This is a genomic window from Streptococcus sp. 477 (assembly GCF_013277295.1).
In the GTDB taxonomy this organism is placed as follows: domain Bacteria; phylum Bacillota; class Bacilli; order Lactobacillales; family Streptococcaceae; genus Streptococcus; species Streptococcus pseudopneumoniae.
In genome coordinates, this window is record NZ_VMMQ01000025.1 from 1 (window position 1) to 15,290 (window position 15,290).

Sequence of the window (15,290 nt, forward strand, 5' to 3'; positions counted from 1 at the left end):
TAAACGAATTAAGGTAAAACTAAAAGGACTTAGTCCTGTGCAGTACAGAACTAAATCCTTTGGATAAATTAATTGTCTAACTTTTGGGGGTCAGTACATATTGAACGGGAAAGTTATGCACTTAATTTGACAATTCAAGATGTAAAAATATATACTAATATTTGACAAGTTGTCCTAAAAATGTTGTTATGTTATGGATTGATCGAATCTAACTAAAGGATCCTATTCAATTACTAGAACTATCACATACTCAAGGTCAGCTCACAGATGAGCAACTATTTTGGTTACAATACCTACTAAATTTAAGTCAAACAAATAATTTAGTCAAAATTAAAAAAATAGAGGAACATAAATATGATTACAAAACGGAATGTAATAGTGTTCTACGATTTTTACTAGATAAAACTGTAAATTCTGAAGGAAGGATTACTTCTTCAACAGAATTTGGAAATTTCGTAAGTAATTTATCATTCCAACACGGAATAGCTGGACTACTGTTTCCTCTAAATAAATTGCCCCCCCCCAGAACTGGATTCTAAAATACTCTCTATCATCAAGAAAGCAGTGACAATTAGAACGACACACACATATGAATATCAATACTCGCTGCTATTTGGTGATTCAGGCTATCTATGGTTACTCCTACATTTATTTTCTATCAGTAAAAATCAATACTATCTACAATTAGCAAACGTCACCGCTAAGAAATTAATAGAGAATTATGATACTCTAGAGGAAATAGACTTTGCATTGGGAAAATCTGGTGTCCTATTACCATTAATAAAATACTATCAATTTACCAATGACAATACTCTTAAAACTTTCATCCACAATAGTATATGGGGAAATTTATCATTATTTCCTACAAAGAGATACAGCCAAAGAAAGCATTTTAGACTATAGCTTTGCTCATGGATATTGTGAAATTGCATATGCTTTATTTGCCTATTCTAAAGTCTTAGAACCTTCTATGTTCTATAATGATCTCCATATATTCCATGCTGAATTAAAAAAATTATTAGAAAAAGTTACTTCTAATACTGAAAATTTAGGAAATTTACAACTTTCTTGGTGCGAAGGAATTTCCGGAATAATCTTATATCTTTGTATGTACGATTGTGACGGAAACAAAGATATTATTAGTAAATATCAAGAATTTGTTTTTAACCATCATCTAAAAATGATGACAGGATATTGCCACGGAATAACTAGCTTACTACAAACCACTGTCTACAATCAAAACAAATTACTGATGAAAAAAATCCAACAGGTAATTTTAGCATGTTCTGAACGAGATGATCACGGTTTACTGATGTTTCAAGGAGATAGTGGTAAAGCAGATTTGTTTGACTTCGGAATAGGAAGCATGGGGTATATTGGTGTCTATTAAATAATAAATTCCCATTCGATGTGCAGACATAAGGAGAAATGTATGAAATTATTTTGGACAAACAACATATATAGACAGTTGCTGCTAAACAGCTGTTTTTCATCATTCGGCGACAGTATTTTCTACCTCGCCATTATCAATTATGTGGCTCAGTACAATTTCGCTCCGCTAGCGATTTTACTGATTTCCATTTCAGAGATGGTTCCCCTACTATCGCAACTCTTTCTCGGGATTCTAGGAGATTTTCAAGAAAATAGAGTCAAACACGCACTCTGGATTGCCAAAATCAAAATCCTGCTCTACGCTATTTTGACAGTATTTCTCGTCTTGTCGCCCTTTTCATTAGTTTCAGTCATTATGATTGTCATCATCAACCTCATCTCTGACACCTTGAGCTACCTGTCTGCCTACATGATGAACGCCCTCTACATCAGTGTAATTAAGGACGACCTGCATGATGCCATGGGGTTTAGGCAGTCTCTGATGAGGGTTGTCCGCATTGTCGCCAATCTGGCTGGCGCATTCCTTATCAATGTTATAAGTATTCAAACTATTTCCCTTATCAACACTCTGACTTTTGTCATTGCCTTTTTGGGCCTGTATGTTATTAGACATACCTTGTATGAGGTTGAAAAAAGGATTGAAATGTCACATACAGCACTGAGTTTTAAGAAATATTTTCAACATCTTAAACAATCGCTGGCTGTGCTCCTGAGGTTAAAAGATACCGTCATACTACTGTTTCTGACGACCAGTATGATTGCCATCTTGGATGTGTCCCCTCGGCTGATTGCCCTCCGCTTCATCCAACAAACACTAGCACAACTAAGCATTGGGCAACTCCTCGCCCTGCTCTCCATCATCATGTCTTGTGGAGCTATCCTTGGCAATATGACCAGCAGTAATCTATTTAAAAATATCCGTTTCACGCACCTCTTGGTTTTCTGTGAGATTTCCCTATTGGCTCTAATAACTAGTATCCTTTATCAAGCCTATATCGTAATTTTCATGACCAGTTTCATCAGTTCTACGATTATAGGCATTCTCAGCCCTCGCCTACAAGCAGCTGTCTTTGCCTATATCCCCAGTGACAAGATGGGGACGGTGGGCTCTGCTCTGAGCACAGTGGACATTCTCGCCCCGTCCCTGCTCTCCCTATTAGCCCTATCCATAGCATCGGGCGTTTCGGTGCAGTTAGCATTGATATTTTTGTATCTTATTTTGATTGCTCTTATCTTTTGTCAATGGTTAGTCAAGTTCAACACTCATAACTAACAAAAAAGCATGTGTAGATTTCACATGCTTTTTAATCTCCCCAATCGTCAGGTCAAGTACAACAAAGTCACTTCTTTGATTAAGCGAGTGTTCTAATATAATTATAAGCACCCTGTCATTACCGAACCCAGTCGCCATTATAATTGACAGAATAGCCGTCTACGGTCGTATTCACTGCCAAAGCACCTGAACCATAGGCATAATACCATTTGCCATTGACCTGGAACCAACCTGTCTTCATACCTCCATTACTTGCATTTAGGTAGTACCAAGTTGAACCATCTTGATACCAACCAGTTGCCATTGCTCCTGAGGAACGGAGATAGTACCATTTGTTCCCAAGGTTTTGCCAACCTGTTTTCATATCGCCATTTGGCTGGTCTAAATAATACCAAGTGGTACCTTCCTGATACCAGCCAGTGGCCATTGCTCCTGAGGAACGGAGGTAGTACCACTTATTACCTAGATATTACCAACCTGTTTGCATAATACCAGTTGTTGGATCTAAATAGTACCAAGTCGAATCATCGTTTATCCACCCCGCACGTCTTTCACCACCAAGGTAGTTTTCTCCATTAATTTCCGTCTTAGCTAGATAATACCAGTTAGACTGATCATAAAGCCAACCTGTCTCTAAAGAATGATTTTGATTAAAGTAATAGTTCGTATAATAACGCTTCTCTTCTTTATCTTCTGAATCTTCACGTTTTTCCCCGTACTTTCTTCCAACACTGTCTTTAGTTTTAATCTCTAATGTTTTCCAACCAACAAACTCTTGTAGCACTCCATTTTTATCGAAGTAGTACCACTCTGACTTTGGAAAACCTTCTAATCTGATACCATTTGGGTAAGGACCAATTGTACTACCTTTAGATGGAAACGGGATATATTGCCAGCCGACAACCATCTCTCCAGATAGAGAATCAAAATAATAGTACTTACCATCAATCACTCGCCAGTAGGTTTCTTTGAGGTCCCCCTTTTTGTAGTAGGTTCTTCCGTTTTCTTGGACAAACTGCCATCCTTCAGAATCATCTGCAAATACTGTACTGGTCCCTAGCAAACCAAAGAAAAATACTGTCAGTCCAACTTGCATAGTTTTTTTCAAAATTTTCATCTATATACCCTCCTAAAACGATTGTAGCAAAGACCCGACTGCATGTCAATATATAAAAACTCCTCAAAAAAGCAGTTACACAACTGCAACTACTTTTCTATTCTTGCATGGTGTAACCAACACCACGCACGGTTTTAATGTAGCTTTTTTGGCCTTTAACATCAAGCTTGCTACGTAGATAACGGATATAGACATCTACGATATTTGTCTCGGTCCCACTTTCATACTTCCAGACACTTTCCAACAACTGCTCACGAGTCAGAACTTTCTTGCTTCCCATAAGTGTCGCCAAAAGGTCATACTCACGGCGAGTCAGAGCAATCATCTCTTCACCACGATAAACCGTGTGATGTTCAACATCTATCCTAAGATTGCGGTAGGTCCTTGGAACTTTCATCAGACTGCAGTGTTGATCAATGAAGTCCCGACCTCGGAAGATCGCCGAAATACGCGCTACCAGATTTTCGATAAGGACTGGCTTATAGATGTATGAAACTGCAAAACGCTGAACAACTTCCAGCTCTTCTTGCAAGTCTTCCCAATGATCTAAAATCATGATGACTGAGGCTGGCTTAGTTCGACTCAGCTTATCTGCAAAATCCTGGGCTGTCATATCCCCCAGATGAGCATTCAATAAAATCAAGTCATAGTCTGTCTGAAGAGCCATGGAGAAGGCTTTTTGCCCCTCCTCAACCTGATCAACTCGGTATTGCTCTTTTTGGAGTTCCAAACTTAAAAAATGAGCTAGATTTCGTTCTTTCTCAAGTAATAAAATCCGTTTCCCCATGGCAGACCTACTTATTTTTCGTCATACCAAGAGTAGTGGAAGGTTCCTTCTTTGTCTTTACGTTGGTAAGTGTGGGCACCAAAGTAATCACGTTGCGCTTGGATCAAGTTAGCTGGAAGATCAGCTGAACGGTAGCTATCAAAGTAAGTAATAGCTGCTGAGAAGGTTGGTACTGGCACACCAGCTTGAACTGCAAGAGCTACGATATCACGCACTGCTTGTTGGTACTTAGCAGTAACATCCAAGAAGTACTCATCCAAAAGAAGGTTGGCAAGGTCTGCATCACGGTTGTAAGCATCTGTAATCTTTTGCAAGAAACGAGAACGGATGATACAGCCATCACGCCAGATAGATGCGATGTCTGCAAATGGCAAGTTCCAGTTATTTTCTTTAGAAGCTACACGTAATTGAGCAAAACCTTGTGCGTATGAGATGATTTTTGAGAAGTAAAGGGCTTGACGGATTTTTTCAATCAATTCAGCCTTATCTCCTTCAAATTTGAAGGCAGCTGGTTTTGGAAGAACCTTGCTAGCATGCACGCGTTCTTCTTTGTAAGTTGAAATGTAGCGAGCAAATACTGACTCAGTAATTAGCGACAATGGCACACCAAGGTCAAGTGATGATTGGCTAGTCCATTTACCAGTTCCCTTGTTACCCGCGGCATCAAGGATGTAGTCTACGATTGGTCCGTCTTGACCTTCATCGTCTTTACGGCTCAAGATATCAGCTGTGATTTCGATCAAGTAGCTGTCCAATTCACCCTTGTTCCACTCAGTAAAGATTTCAGCCATGTCTTCTGCAGAAAGGCCAAGCAAGTGTTGCATCAAGTCATAGCTTTCTGCGATCAATTGCATATCCCCATACTCGATACCGTTGTGAACCATTTTCACATAGTGACCAGCTCCATCAGGACCGATGTAAGTCACACATGGTTTGCCATCTTCTGGTGCTTTAGCTGAAATTTCTTCAAGAACATCTGCAACCAATTCGTAGGCTTCTTTTTGTCCACCAGGCATGATAGACGGCCCTTCAAGGGCACCTTTTTCACCACCAGAAACCCCAGTACCGATAAAGTTGATACCTGAGTTTGCCAATTCTTCATTACGACGGATGGTGTCTTTGTAGAAAGTGTTTCCGCCGTCAATCAAGATATCACCTTTGTCAAGGTGTGGAAGAAGGGCTTGGATAGTAGCATCTGTACCAGGTCCAGCTTGAACCATCAGCATGATACGGCGAGGTTTTTCGATTGAGTTTACAAAACTTTCAACGTCATAGCTTGGTACAAAGTTCTTTTCAGGATGGCAAGCAATCACATCTTCCGTTTTTTCTTTACTACGGTTGTAAATAGCAACTGTGTAACCACGAGATTCAATATTAAGGGCAAGGTTACGACCCATTACGGCCATACCTACGACACCAAAGTTAGCTTTTGTCATTTGACACTCCTCTTGTTTCATTTATTTTATTTTATCATTTTTACTTTTGAAAAGAAAGAATTTTGTAACGACTGCTTAGTAGTCCAAGTCATCTGCATGACCAGCGCCATTTCCGACAAAGTAGCCTGTCTTACAGTTAAGGGTAAAGAGATAGGTTCCATCTGGCTTGTAGAGGTTGTAATAACCATTGCCGTTAACGATATTGACACGTTCAAGGATATATTGGTCTCCAGTGATATAGCCACGTGATCGTGAAGTCGCTAGAATTTGTTCCAAGACACCATCCGCAAAATCCCAGGCAGAGTTGTTACTATCATCAATAGCAGACTGGTTATAGGCAACACGACTGGCACTTCTTTGAACAGCAACACCCGCACTTGATACGCCCATATTGACTTTGCTACGAGAACTTCTAGTCTCATTTGAGGCAGCATTTGAACTACTTGGGCTTGTCTCACTAGTCGTATTTGAGCTTGTTTGACTAGTGCTTGAGCTACTAGTTTCACTTGAACTTGAGCTAGAAGTACTTGTTTGCTGGCTCTTACCAAGGCTGATAGCCTTATCTAGCACTTTATCAAGCTCCGTATTTCCAGTTTTAATATCCGTAAATTTAGCATCCGATTTGGCTTTGGCATTGGTATCCAAGACACCATCCACAATAGCTGGTTTCTCAAATTGAGCATTGACATCTTGAATGGCCTTGATTTGCGTTGCTAGACTATCATACTTAGATTTGGCTAGCGTATGTTCACGACTACCTTCCAGTTTATCAAGCAAGGTTTTGAGTTGAGTCAGTTTATCAAACTGGCTATTTTTCAAAGCCGTTTTATTACTATCTGTGTAGAAAGCATCATATAAATTATTAAATTCTTCCACTTCTGCCTGCGTGTTTGTGGTTGATTGAGAAGTCTGAATTTCCTTGGTCGAGCGATTCACTTGACGATAGACATAATAAGCACTGACACAGATAATTACTGATACAAGCGCCAAAGCGGTCAAAACAAAGCCTTTTTTGCTTTTCTTTTCTGAGTCTTCTTGTTCCAGACGAGAAAGGTTTTGCTCCTCTTCCACTTCTTCAGTCATTTCTGTTGGATTTTCATCCTCTAGCAATAGAGGATCCAAGCCTTGCTCCTCATCGTCCAGAGGCAAGGGTGGTAAGATGTCTTCAGAAGATGGAACTTCCTCCGAAGAAGCTTCTGACTCTTCTACAGCCTCACGCATCTCTTGAATTAAATCATCCAGACTCTGAGTTTCAACTAACTCCTCTTTTTTGTATTGGCGAGTCGCAAACTTATCCGCCTCAATTTCATCTCTGTGTTGCTTAACATACTTGTCCAAAATGGAATCCTCAGGCAAGACTCCTGCTTCCACTTCTTCATTTTTACGAATAGCTTGACCAACTGTTAGCTCTTTTGCTTCATCAAAATCAAATTGCGGTTCTTGGCCTTCTTTTTTATGACGATTTCGTCTTTTTTTACTCATGAGTATCCCTTTCTATTTTACCTCTTGCCGTTTGACACGCTGACCAAAATATTGATACAGATCCACTTTCAAGGTTCCGTTGTATAACTTACGCTTCTTATCTGCTTGGCTACCATACTTACTTTCAAAAGCTTCATCACTAGTCAGGATAAATTTGCTCCAAGTTTTCAGTGGTGCAAATACTTGCCCCATCTCAGTATAGAGCTTGGTAACTCCTGCATCATCTGATAAACGCTCCCCGTAAGGCGGATTGGAAATAATCACACCATTGATTTTATCGGAACGTAAATCCTGCACGCGCATCTGCTTAAAGGTAACATCTCCTGCAACACCAGCTGCCTGGGCATTGGCCTTAGCAATTTCCACCATGCGAGCATCAATATCACAGCCCATAATATCCAGTTCCAGCTCACGGTCTACTTTTTTAGCCGCTTCTGTACGCACTTCTTGAATCAAGCGATCACTAATCCAGTTCCATTCCTCAAAGGCAAAAGAGCGACGAAGTCCTGGTGCCATCTTTCGAGCAATCATAACTGCCTCAATACAGAAAGTCCCCGAACCACAGGTCGGATCAATCAAAGGCTTGTCTGGATACCAGTTAGAGAGTTGCAAAATAGCTGCTGCCATGTTTTCCTTGATAGGGGCTCCCCCTTTTTCGGTACGATAGCCACGTTTAAAGAGACTAGACCCGGTCGTATCAATCATGACAGTTGCCACATCTTTGAGAATAGAGACCTCAATCTTAAACTCTGGGCCATTCTCCATCAGTGGAATACCTTCTGGGCGAGCATAGTGTTTCTGCAATTTCTTGACAACAGCTTTCTTAGAAATAGCCTGAACACTGGGCTCATTGTGAAGTTTAGATTTAACACATTTGGCTTTTGAAATCGGGAACCGAGCTCCAAGTGGTAAATAATTTTCCCAATCTAGGGCGAAAACTCCCTGAAACAGCTCTTCAAAAGTCTTAGCTGGGAACGTTCCTACGATAATTTTGATACGATCTGCTGCCCGAAGCCAAAGATTGGTTTCGATAATAGCTCTCACGTCTCCTTGAAAACGAACACGTCCATTTTCAACCTGACAATCGTAGCCCAACTCTCGCACTTCACGACCAACGACAGCCTCAAGCCCTGCTGCCACAGTTGCAATTAAATTAAATTCTTTTTTCATGTTACAGTCTTGCAAGACCTTTCTATATGTCCACTTTAAAAAATGAGGTTGAGAAAATTTCTCAGCCCCAACCTATATGCAATTTTCTATAAGCCATGTTTTGTTCCAGAAGTGACTAGGACCACTTCCTTCGATAATCATCTGTCTACCACTAACAGCTCCAGCTGATAGCAGTCAGAATACTACGTTCGTTTCCGTGTACTCCATGCCCCGACCAAAATTTGGGTTGCTAGCTTGAGGGGTTTACCGCGTTCCACTCTCTCCGTTTCCAGAAAGACTCCGTCACTGTGGCACTTTCAAGCCTACTCTGACCTATCAAAAGACTTAGCCATTTCAACTGCCGTAACGATTTCTCGTCCCTAGGCTTATGGTTTCGCCTAGCACAAACACTACAGGCATCACAGCCTGTGCTAGCATGGACTTTCCTCATGAGAAGCAATTCTTCTCACGCGATTATCCAAAAATTGCATGTAACAAGACCTGAATTACAAATCAGTATTGTCTAAAATTTGTTTACCGAATACTTCTTTTTCAAGACGATTCAAGCGTTTCAAAATATCAAAATTCGTCATAGAAGATGAAGCTGCCACATCAATTGGATCTGGGTGACTAGGACTTGGAGCCGAACTCACTTGCGGTTTACGAGTTAATTCTTCCTTCAAATCCGCAATTTCCTGACGAAGTGACTTGACCAAGGCAGCATAGGTTTCATAGTCCTTGATGACATCGTCTAAAAACTCATCCACTTCTACCTTGCTATATCCACGGACTTCACGCCCAAACTCTTGTTCCAAAATATCTTTCGCTGAAAAAATAATACTTGCCATGTCTCTCTCCATTCTTGCTTGCTAGCATTATTATATAAAAAAAAGCAAACAAAAATCAAGGTCAAAGCTTCAATTTTCGGAAAAATTTTCAGCAAGTTCATTTAATTGATCAAATGTTAATCTCTTTATAAAATAGTCCTCTTGATTTTTCATCTTTTGGTAAAAATAAGCTAATTTCGTTTCATTTTCTTCATCATAAAAAAGATAGGAACTATTCGTATTTTCCAGTAAAAACTGCTGGTAATCTCTTAACTGCCCCTTGTGTTCATAGCGAGGATAGGCATATTTGACAAAGTCTACCTGCTTAAAACGACTCAGTTTGATCTGATTGCCTTCATTCCAATTTTCCCCATGGGCTTCAAAAGCAAAAATGGTCGCCAACTGGAAACCGTATTCGATTTTCATCTCCTGAGCAACCTCTAAAACCCAATATTCAAAACCCAAACTTCCTGTAAACACAAGCCAAGCCACCCCATCTGCTGCCATAGCCTCTAAATCTTTACGTATTGCTTTTTTTATCAATTTAAGACGAGGATCCTTGTCAGAAGACAAACCCAAATCAAAAGCAGAATAGCCTAAAACCAAAGCTGTAGCCATTTTTAACCCTTTCTGTGCAAATTTATGATATAATATGGTATATAAATGAAATTTAGGAGATTATAAAATGAAAAAAATATATATACTTGATTTTTTAAATTTAGCTATTTCCTTCCTAATTTGTAGATGGTTTTTTATGGAATACCTTTACTTCCAATTCATCTCTATCTTTAGTTTTCCTACCGGTGGCTCTGATTTCTGGAGACCTCTATTCATCATTCTAATTCTAACATTGTTTTTATTCACTTTCCTAAGATCTAGCTATACGCACAGACTTGATACTAGATTGATAAGAATATCTTATTTTCTTTACTGTTTAATTCTTGTTTATTCGCTACTTTTTAAAAATTTAGGTATTCAGGGAGTTAACTTTAATCTCGTTGAGTTTATCAAAGATTCACTTTTAATTGATTCAACAATTTCTCTTTTAAATATTGTAATTTTTATCCCAATAGGAGGATTATTTAAATTTAATTTTAAAACAGTCATGCGTTTTATCTTTTTCATAACAATAATAGAAACCTCACAATATGTATTTCATCTCGGATTCTTTGATATAGGAGATATATTTACAAACACAATAGGTTTTATAATTGGAAGCAATATCCATGATAGCAGATTAGGAAAAAAGATAATTCATTACATAAAATAAAACTACAAATCTTAGATATTCTATTTACATTCCTTTAAAATCAGAAAGAGCATCATTTTTTATAATATGTACTAATGATAGGCATTTGTTTAAAGTATATATTTAAACTCCGATGTTTATTACGCAAACTGTCAACAAAACATGTAAACTTTGATTTTAAAGAAGGCCAGGTGAAAACTCATAGTAAACAGAAAACAAAAGAACTAAGCACAGTTTGAATAGTATCCTTTTTTGAGGTTGTAGATAATACTGACAAAATCAGTAACAAATCTATGAAAATATCTACTACCTATATTGCTTTTTAATTTTATAAAAGCATCAATTTTAAGAGAAAACAAATATTTCAATAATAAACCGTATATGATCAAAGATTTTAAAATCGTGATAATATTCGGTTTTTCTGATTGTAAAGATTTTTTACCAAACTTATTTTTAATTGATAATAATTCACTTATTATTACCAAATTCTCTTTAAAAGTATGTTTTAAAATAACTTATATCTATTCAATCTTTATAATCCATCACAAAATACTTTTCTACATCAAAACTCACAAAGAAACTATAGTAAATTGAAATAAGATGAGGATAAATCATTTGAGGCATTCAAATTAATTTCTAACAATGCTTTAGAAATTATGTTGTACTATTCTAGTTTCATTTTACTATAAAAACCAATTGATATGATTAGTAAGGAAGAGTATTAAACTAAAAAATTATAAAATAGTTAATAAAAGACTTATCCAAATAAATACTCAATTAATAAGTCACACTACCTGAAATATTATATAAACCTCTATCCTCAGTATTGAAATATAATCCATAAGTACCTGAATTTAGATCAACACTAATTGTTCCACTAGTTTTTCCATAATAAACAGATGATGCATATATTTTACCACCAATCCATGAACGACTCACAACAGAAACTCTAAACCCTACGTTCCCACTCCCAGGTCTAGGAGTTTGGTTATGATTAACAGTATAGGTTCCTCTACGGTTAGTGTACCAAGCTTGTATTGAATATTGACCTCTTATTCCCTGTCCATTATAAGTAATCGCAGTTGCTGCATGCACTACATTTGCTATCAACAGAATCCATAAAAAGCCAATAGATAGTATCCGAATAATGTCTTTCATAGAGATTCCTTCAAAATATATAAGTATGGAGATAATTTCAATCCCAAGTTTAATCAGTCTATAGTTAATTACTAGAAGAATGTTCCGAATCAATAAAACAATAAAGCTAAAATCAAGCCTATATAATTACGACTCTAGATTATATCTTGTTTGTAAAGCGCTTTCGACATCATTATATAACATTTATAAAATTAAATCAAATGATATTTATATTTTTTATACTACGTTGTGATTCGAATGTGATAATGTCTTTAGTAAATCGAACGTGAAAATATCCCATTTGGTAGAATAGTCATATGAAAAGGATCCAACTGAATATGAATGAAGCGAAAAAATATCTTGTGATAAAAGCTATAGCCATTTTTAACCCTTTCTGTGCAAATTTATGGTATAATAAAGTGATGTTATTGTACCAATAAGGAGAATTATGGTCAACTATCCACATAAACTTTCATCACAAAAAAGACAAACATCTCTTTCTCAACCCAAAAATTTCGCAAATCGAGGAATGTCTTTTGAAAAGATGATCAATGCTACCAACGACTACTATTTGTCTCAGGGCTTGGCTGTTATACACAAGAAACCAACCCCTATTCAAATCGTACGAGTGGACTATCCACAACGAAGTCGTGCCAAGATTGTTGAAGCCTATTTTCGACAAGCTTCAACGACGGACTATTCTGGCGTTTATAATGGATATTACATCGACTTTGAAGCCAAGGAAACAAAACAAAAACGTGCGATTCCGATGAAAAATTTTCATCCACATCAGATTCAGCATATGGAACAAGTCCTTGCCCAACAAGGAATCTGCTTTGTCCTTCTTCACTTTTCTTCTCAGCAAGAAACCTACTTATTGCCGGCATTCGATTTGATTCGCTTCTATCATCAAGATAAGGGGCAAAAATCAATGCCACTTGGATATATTCGAGAATATGGATATGAAATCAAGGCTAGTGCCTTCCCTCAAATTCCTTATCTCAATGTTATCAAAGAACATTTATTAGGTGGTAAAACAAGATGAACAAACCAACGATTCTGCGCCTAATCAAGTATCTGAGCATTAGCTTCTTAAGCTTGGTTATCGCAGCCATTGTCTTAGGCGGAGGAGTTTTTTTCTACTACGTTAGCAAGGCTCCTAGCCTATCCGAGAGTAAACTAGTTGCAACAACCTCTAGTAAAATCTACGACAATAAAAATCAACTCATTGCTGACTTGGGTTCTGAACGCCGCGTCAATGCCCAAGCTAATGATATTCCCACAGATTTGGTTAAGGCAATCGTTTCTATCGAAGACCATCGCTTCTTCGACCACAGGGGGATTGATACCATCCGTATCCTGGGAGCTTTCTTGCGCAATCTGCAAAGCAATTCCCTCCAAGGTGGATCAACTCTCACCCAACAGTTGATTAAGTTGACTTACTTTTCAACCTCGACTTCCGACCAGACTATTTCTCGTAAGGCTCAGGAAGCTTGGTTAGCGATTCAGTTAGAACAAAAAGCAACCAAGCAAGAAATCTTGACCTACTATATAAATAAGGTCTACATGTCTAATGGCAACTATGGAATGCAGACAGCCGCTCAAAACTACTATGGTAAAGACCTCAATAATTTAAGTTTACCTCAGTTAGCCTTGCTGGCTGGAATGCCTCAGGCACCAAACCAATATGACCCCTATTCACATCCAGAAGCAGCCCAAAACCGCCGAAACTTGGTCTTATCTGAAATGAAAAATCAAGGCTACATCTCTGCTGAACAGTATGAGAAAGCAGTCAACACATCAATTACTGATGGACTACAAAGTCTCAAATCAGCAAGTAATTACCCTGCTTACATGGATAATTACCTCAAGGAAGTCATCAATCAAGTTGAAGAAGAAACAGGCTATAACCTGCTCACAACTGGGATGGATGTCTACACAAATGTAGACCAAGAAGCTCAAAAACATCTGTGGGATATTTACAATACAGACGAATACGTTGCCTATCCAGACGATGAATTGCAAGTCGCTTCTACCATTGTCGATGTTTCTAACGGTAAAGTCATTGCCCAGCTAGGAGCACGACATCAGTCAAGTAATGTTTCCTTCGGAATTAACCAAGCAGTGGAAACAAACCGCGACTGGGGATCAACTATGAAACCGATCACAGACTATGCTCCTGCCTTGGAGTACGGTGTCTACGATTCAACTGCTACTATCGTTCACGATGAGCCCTATAACTATCCTGGGACAGATACCCCTGTCTATAACTGGGATAGGGGCTACTTTGGCAACATCACCTTGCAATACGCCCTGCAACAATCGCGAAACGTCCCAGCCGTGGAAACGCTAAACAAGGTCGGACTCAACCGCGCCAAGACTTTCCTAAATGGTCTCGGAATCGACTACCCAAGTCTTCACTACTCAAATGCCATTTCAAGTAACACAACCGAATCAGACAAAAAATATGGAGCAAGTAGTGAAAAGATGGCTGCTGCTTACGCTGCCTTTGCAAATGGTGGAACTTACTATAAGCCAATGTATATCCATAAAGTCGTCTTTAGTGATGGGAGTGAAAAAGAGCTCTCTAATGTCGGAACTCGTGCCATGAAGGAAACGACAGCCTATATGATGACCGACATGATGAAAACAGTCTTGACTTATGGAACTGGACGAAATGCCTATCTTGCTTGGCTCCCTCAGGCTGGTAAAACAGGAACCTCTAACTATACAGACGAGGAAATTGAAAACCACATCAAGACCTCTCAGTTTGTAGCACCTGATGAACTATTTGCTGGCTATACGCGTAAATATTCAATGGCTGTATGGACAGGCTATTCTAACCGTCTGACACCACTTGTAGGCAATGGCCTTACGGTCGCTGCCAAAGTTTACCGCTCTATGATGACCTACCTGTCTGAAGGAAGCAATCCAGAGGATTGGAATATACCAGATGGTATCTATCGAAATGGGCAGTTTGTTTTCCAAAATGGAGCAAGACCGACTTGGACTGAAACAACATCCCAATCATCTTCAACCGAAAACTCCTCAACAAGTACAGAAGGCTCTACTAGCCTAGCACCAACTACAAGTCCTGATGCTAGTAATAATAGTCAAAATCAAGCACCAGCCACAAGTCCTGATGCTAGTACCAATGGTCAAAACCAAGCGCCAAATACACCCGGAGCCAATCAAACTCCAGCTCCACAGACCCCTCAACAACAACCACAACAGTAAACGAAAAATCCTGAGAACTCTAAACTCAGGATTTTGTCATTTTCAAAATGAAATACAGAGGTCAAGTACATTTTCCCATAATAAAACGCATACGACCAAGGCTTTTCTGTACTGACCCCAAAAGTTAGACAATTAATTTATCCAAAGGATTTAGTTCTGTACTGCACAAGGCTAAGTCCTTTTAATTTTACCTTAATTCGTTTA

General features: G+C 38.6%; 13 protein-coding genes, 1 other RNA gene and 1 pseudogene. 6 read left to right on the plus strand and 9 right to left on the minus strand.

What is annotated here, in order from left to right; translation table 11 throughout:
* Window positions 1-564: 564 nt before the first annotated feature.
* The 3 genes from HT691_RS04245 to HT691_RS04255 are packed head-to-tail and all read left to right on the plus strand — an operon-like array spanning window position 565 to window position 2,665.
* A complete protein-coding gene (locus tag HT691_RS04245) occupies window positions 565-903 on the plus strand; it encodes a lanthionine synthetase LanC family protein (protein WP_345890401.1) in 339 nt (112 codons plus the stop codon).
* On the plus strand, window positions 803-1,390 hold the full coding sequence (locus HT691_RS04250; protein ID WP_031233470.1) for a lanthionine synthetase LanC family protein: 588 nt from the start codon (window positions 803-805) through the stop codon (window positions 1,388-1,390). The genes HT691_RS04245 and HT691_RS04250 overlap by 101 nt, the downstream gene beginning before the upstream one ends.
* Window positions 1,391-1,432: 42 nt before the next feature.
* The gene (locus HT691_RS04255) at window positions 1,433-2,665 is read left to right on the plus strand and encodes an MFS transporter (RefSeq protein ID WP_023935619.1); all 1,233 of its coding nucleotides are present in this window, start codon (window positions 1,433-1,435) and stop codon (window positions 2,663-2,665) included.
* A 118-nt stretch (window positions 2,666-2,783) separates the two neighbouring features.
* Here HT691_RS04255 and cbpJ read toward each other — a convergent pair.
* The 8 genes and pseudogenes from cbpJ to HT691_RS04295 all read right to left on the minus strand — a co-directional run bounded on the left by cbpJ (window position 2,784) and on the right by HT691_RS04295 (window position 10,081).
* Window positions 2,784-3,782 (minus strand): annotated as a pseudogene (cbpJ, locus tag HT691_RS04260) (choline-binding protein CbpJ).
* A gap of 97 nt (window positions 3,783-3,879) precedes the next feature.
* Window positions 3,880-4,569, minus strand: coding sequence for a response regulator transcription factor (locus HT691_RS04265; RefSeq protein WP_000518020.1), 690 nt, complete (start codon window positions 4,567-4,569; stop codon window positions 3,880-3,882).
* A gap of 11 nt (window positions 4,570-4,580) precedes the next feature.
* Window positions 4,581-6,005, minus strand: a complete 1,425-nt coding sequence (gene gndA, locus HT691_RS04270) for an NADP-dependent phosphogluconate dehydrogenase (protein WP_000158778.1) — start codon at window positions 6,003-6,005, stop codon at window positions 4,581-4,583.
* Window positions 6,006-6,080: 75 nt separating this feature from the next.
* A complete protein-coding gene (locus HT691_RS04275; protein ID WP_023938812.1) occupies window positions 6,081-7,487 on the minus strand; it encodes a cell division site-positioning protein MapZ family protein in 1,407 nt (468 codons plus the stop codon).
* A gap of 12 nt (window positions 7,488-7,499) precedes the next feature.
* The gene (locus HT691_RS04280; protein ID WP_172923351.1) at window positions 7,500-8,657 is read right to left on the minus strand and encodes a class I SAM-dependent RNA methyltransferase; all 1,158 of its coding nucleotides are present in this window, start codon (window positions 8,655-8,657) and stop codon (window positions 7,500-7,502) included.
* A gap of 84 nt (window positions 8,658-8,741) precedes the next feature.
* Window positions 8,742-9,122: RNase P RNA component class B (rnpB, locus tag HT691_RS04285), an RNA gene on the minus strand.
* A 20-nt stretch (window positions 9,123-9,142) separates the two neighbouring features.
* On the minus strand, window positions 9,143-9,484 hold the full coding sequence (gene gpsB / locus HT691_RS04290; protein ID WP_119942528.1) for a cell division regulator GpsB: 342 nt from the start codon (window positions 9,482-9,484) through the stop codon (window positions 9,143-9,145).
* Window positions 9,485-9,553: 69 nt separating this feature from the next.
* Window positions 9,554-10,081 carry an SLOG family protein gene (locus tag HT691_RS04295; protein WP_119942526.1) on the minus strand — a complete coding sequence of 176 codons (528 nt, stop codon included), beginning with the start codon at window positions 10,079-10,081 and terminating at the stop codon, window positions 9,554-9,556.
* A 67-nt stretch (window positions 10,082-10,148) separates the two neighbouring features.
* Between HT691_RS04295 and HT691_RS04300 the strand changes: the two genes are divergently transcribed.
* Window positions 10,149-10,733 carry a VanZ family protein gene (locus HT691_RS04300; protein ID WP_119942524.1) on the plus strand — a complete coding sequence of 195 codons (585 nt, stop codon included), beginning with the start codon at window positions 10,149-10,151 and terminating at the stop codon, window positions 10,731-10,733.
* Window positions 10,734-11,489: 756 nt separating this feature from the next.
* Here the strand turns inward: HT691_RS04300 and HT691_RS04305 are convergent.
* Entirely contained in the window at window positions 11,490-11,870 is a 381-nt protein-coding gene (locus tag HT691_RS04305; protein WP_172925265.1) for a hypothetical protein, read from the minus strand.
* A 427-nt stretch (window positions 11,871-12,297) separates the two neighbouring features.
* Between HT691_RS04305 and recU the strand changes: the two genes are divergently transcribed.
* Both recU and pbp1a read left to right on the plus strand, forming a co-directional pair.
* On the plus strand, window positions 12,298-12,894 hold the full coding sequence (gene recU, locus HT691_RS04310) for a Holliday junction resolvase RecU (protein ID WP_023934044.1): 597 nt from the start codon (window positions 12,298-12,300) through the stop codon (window positions 12,892-12,894).
* The gene (pbp1a, locus tag HT691_RS04315) at window positions 12,891-15,086 is read left to right on the plus strand and encodes a penicillin-binding protein PBP1A (protein WP_138700049.1); all 2,196 of its coding nucleotides are present in this window, start codon (window positions 12,891-12,893) and stop codon (window positions 15,084-15,086) included. The genes recU and pbp1a overlap by 4 nt, the downstream gene beginning before the upstream one ends.
* Window positions 15,087-15,290: the final 204 nt, after the last annotated feature.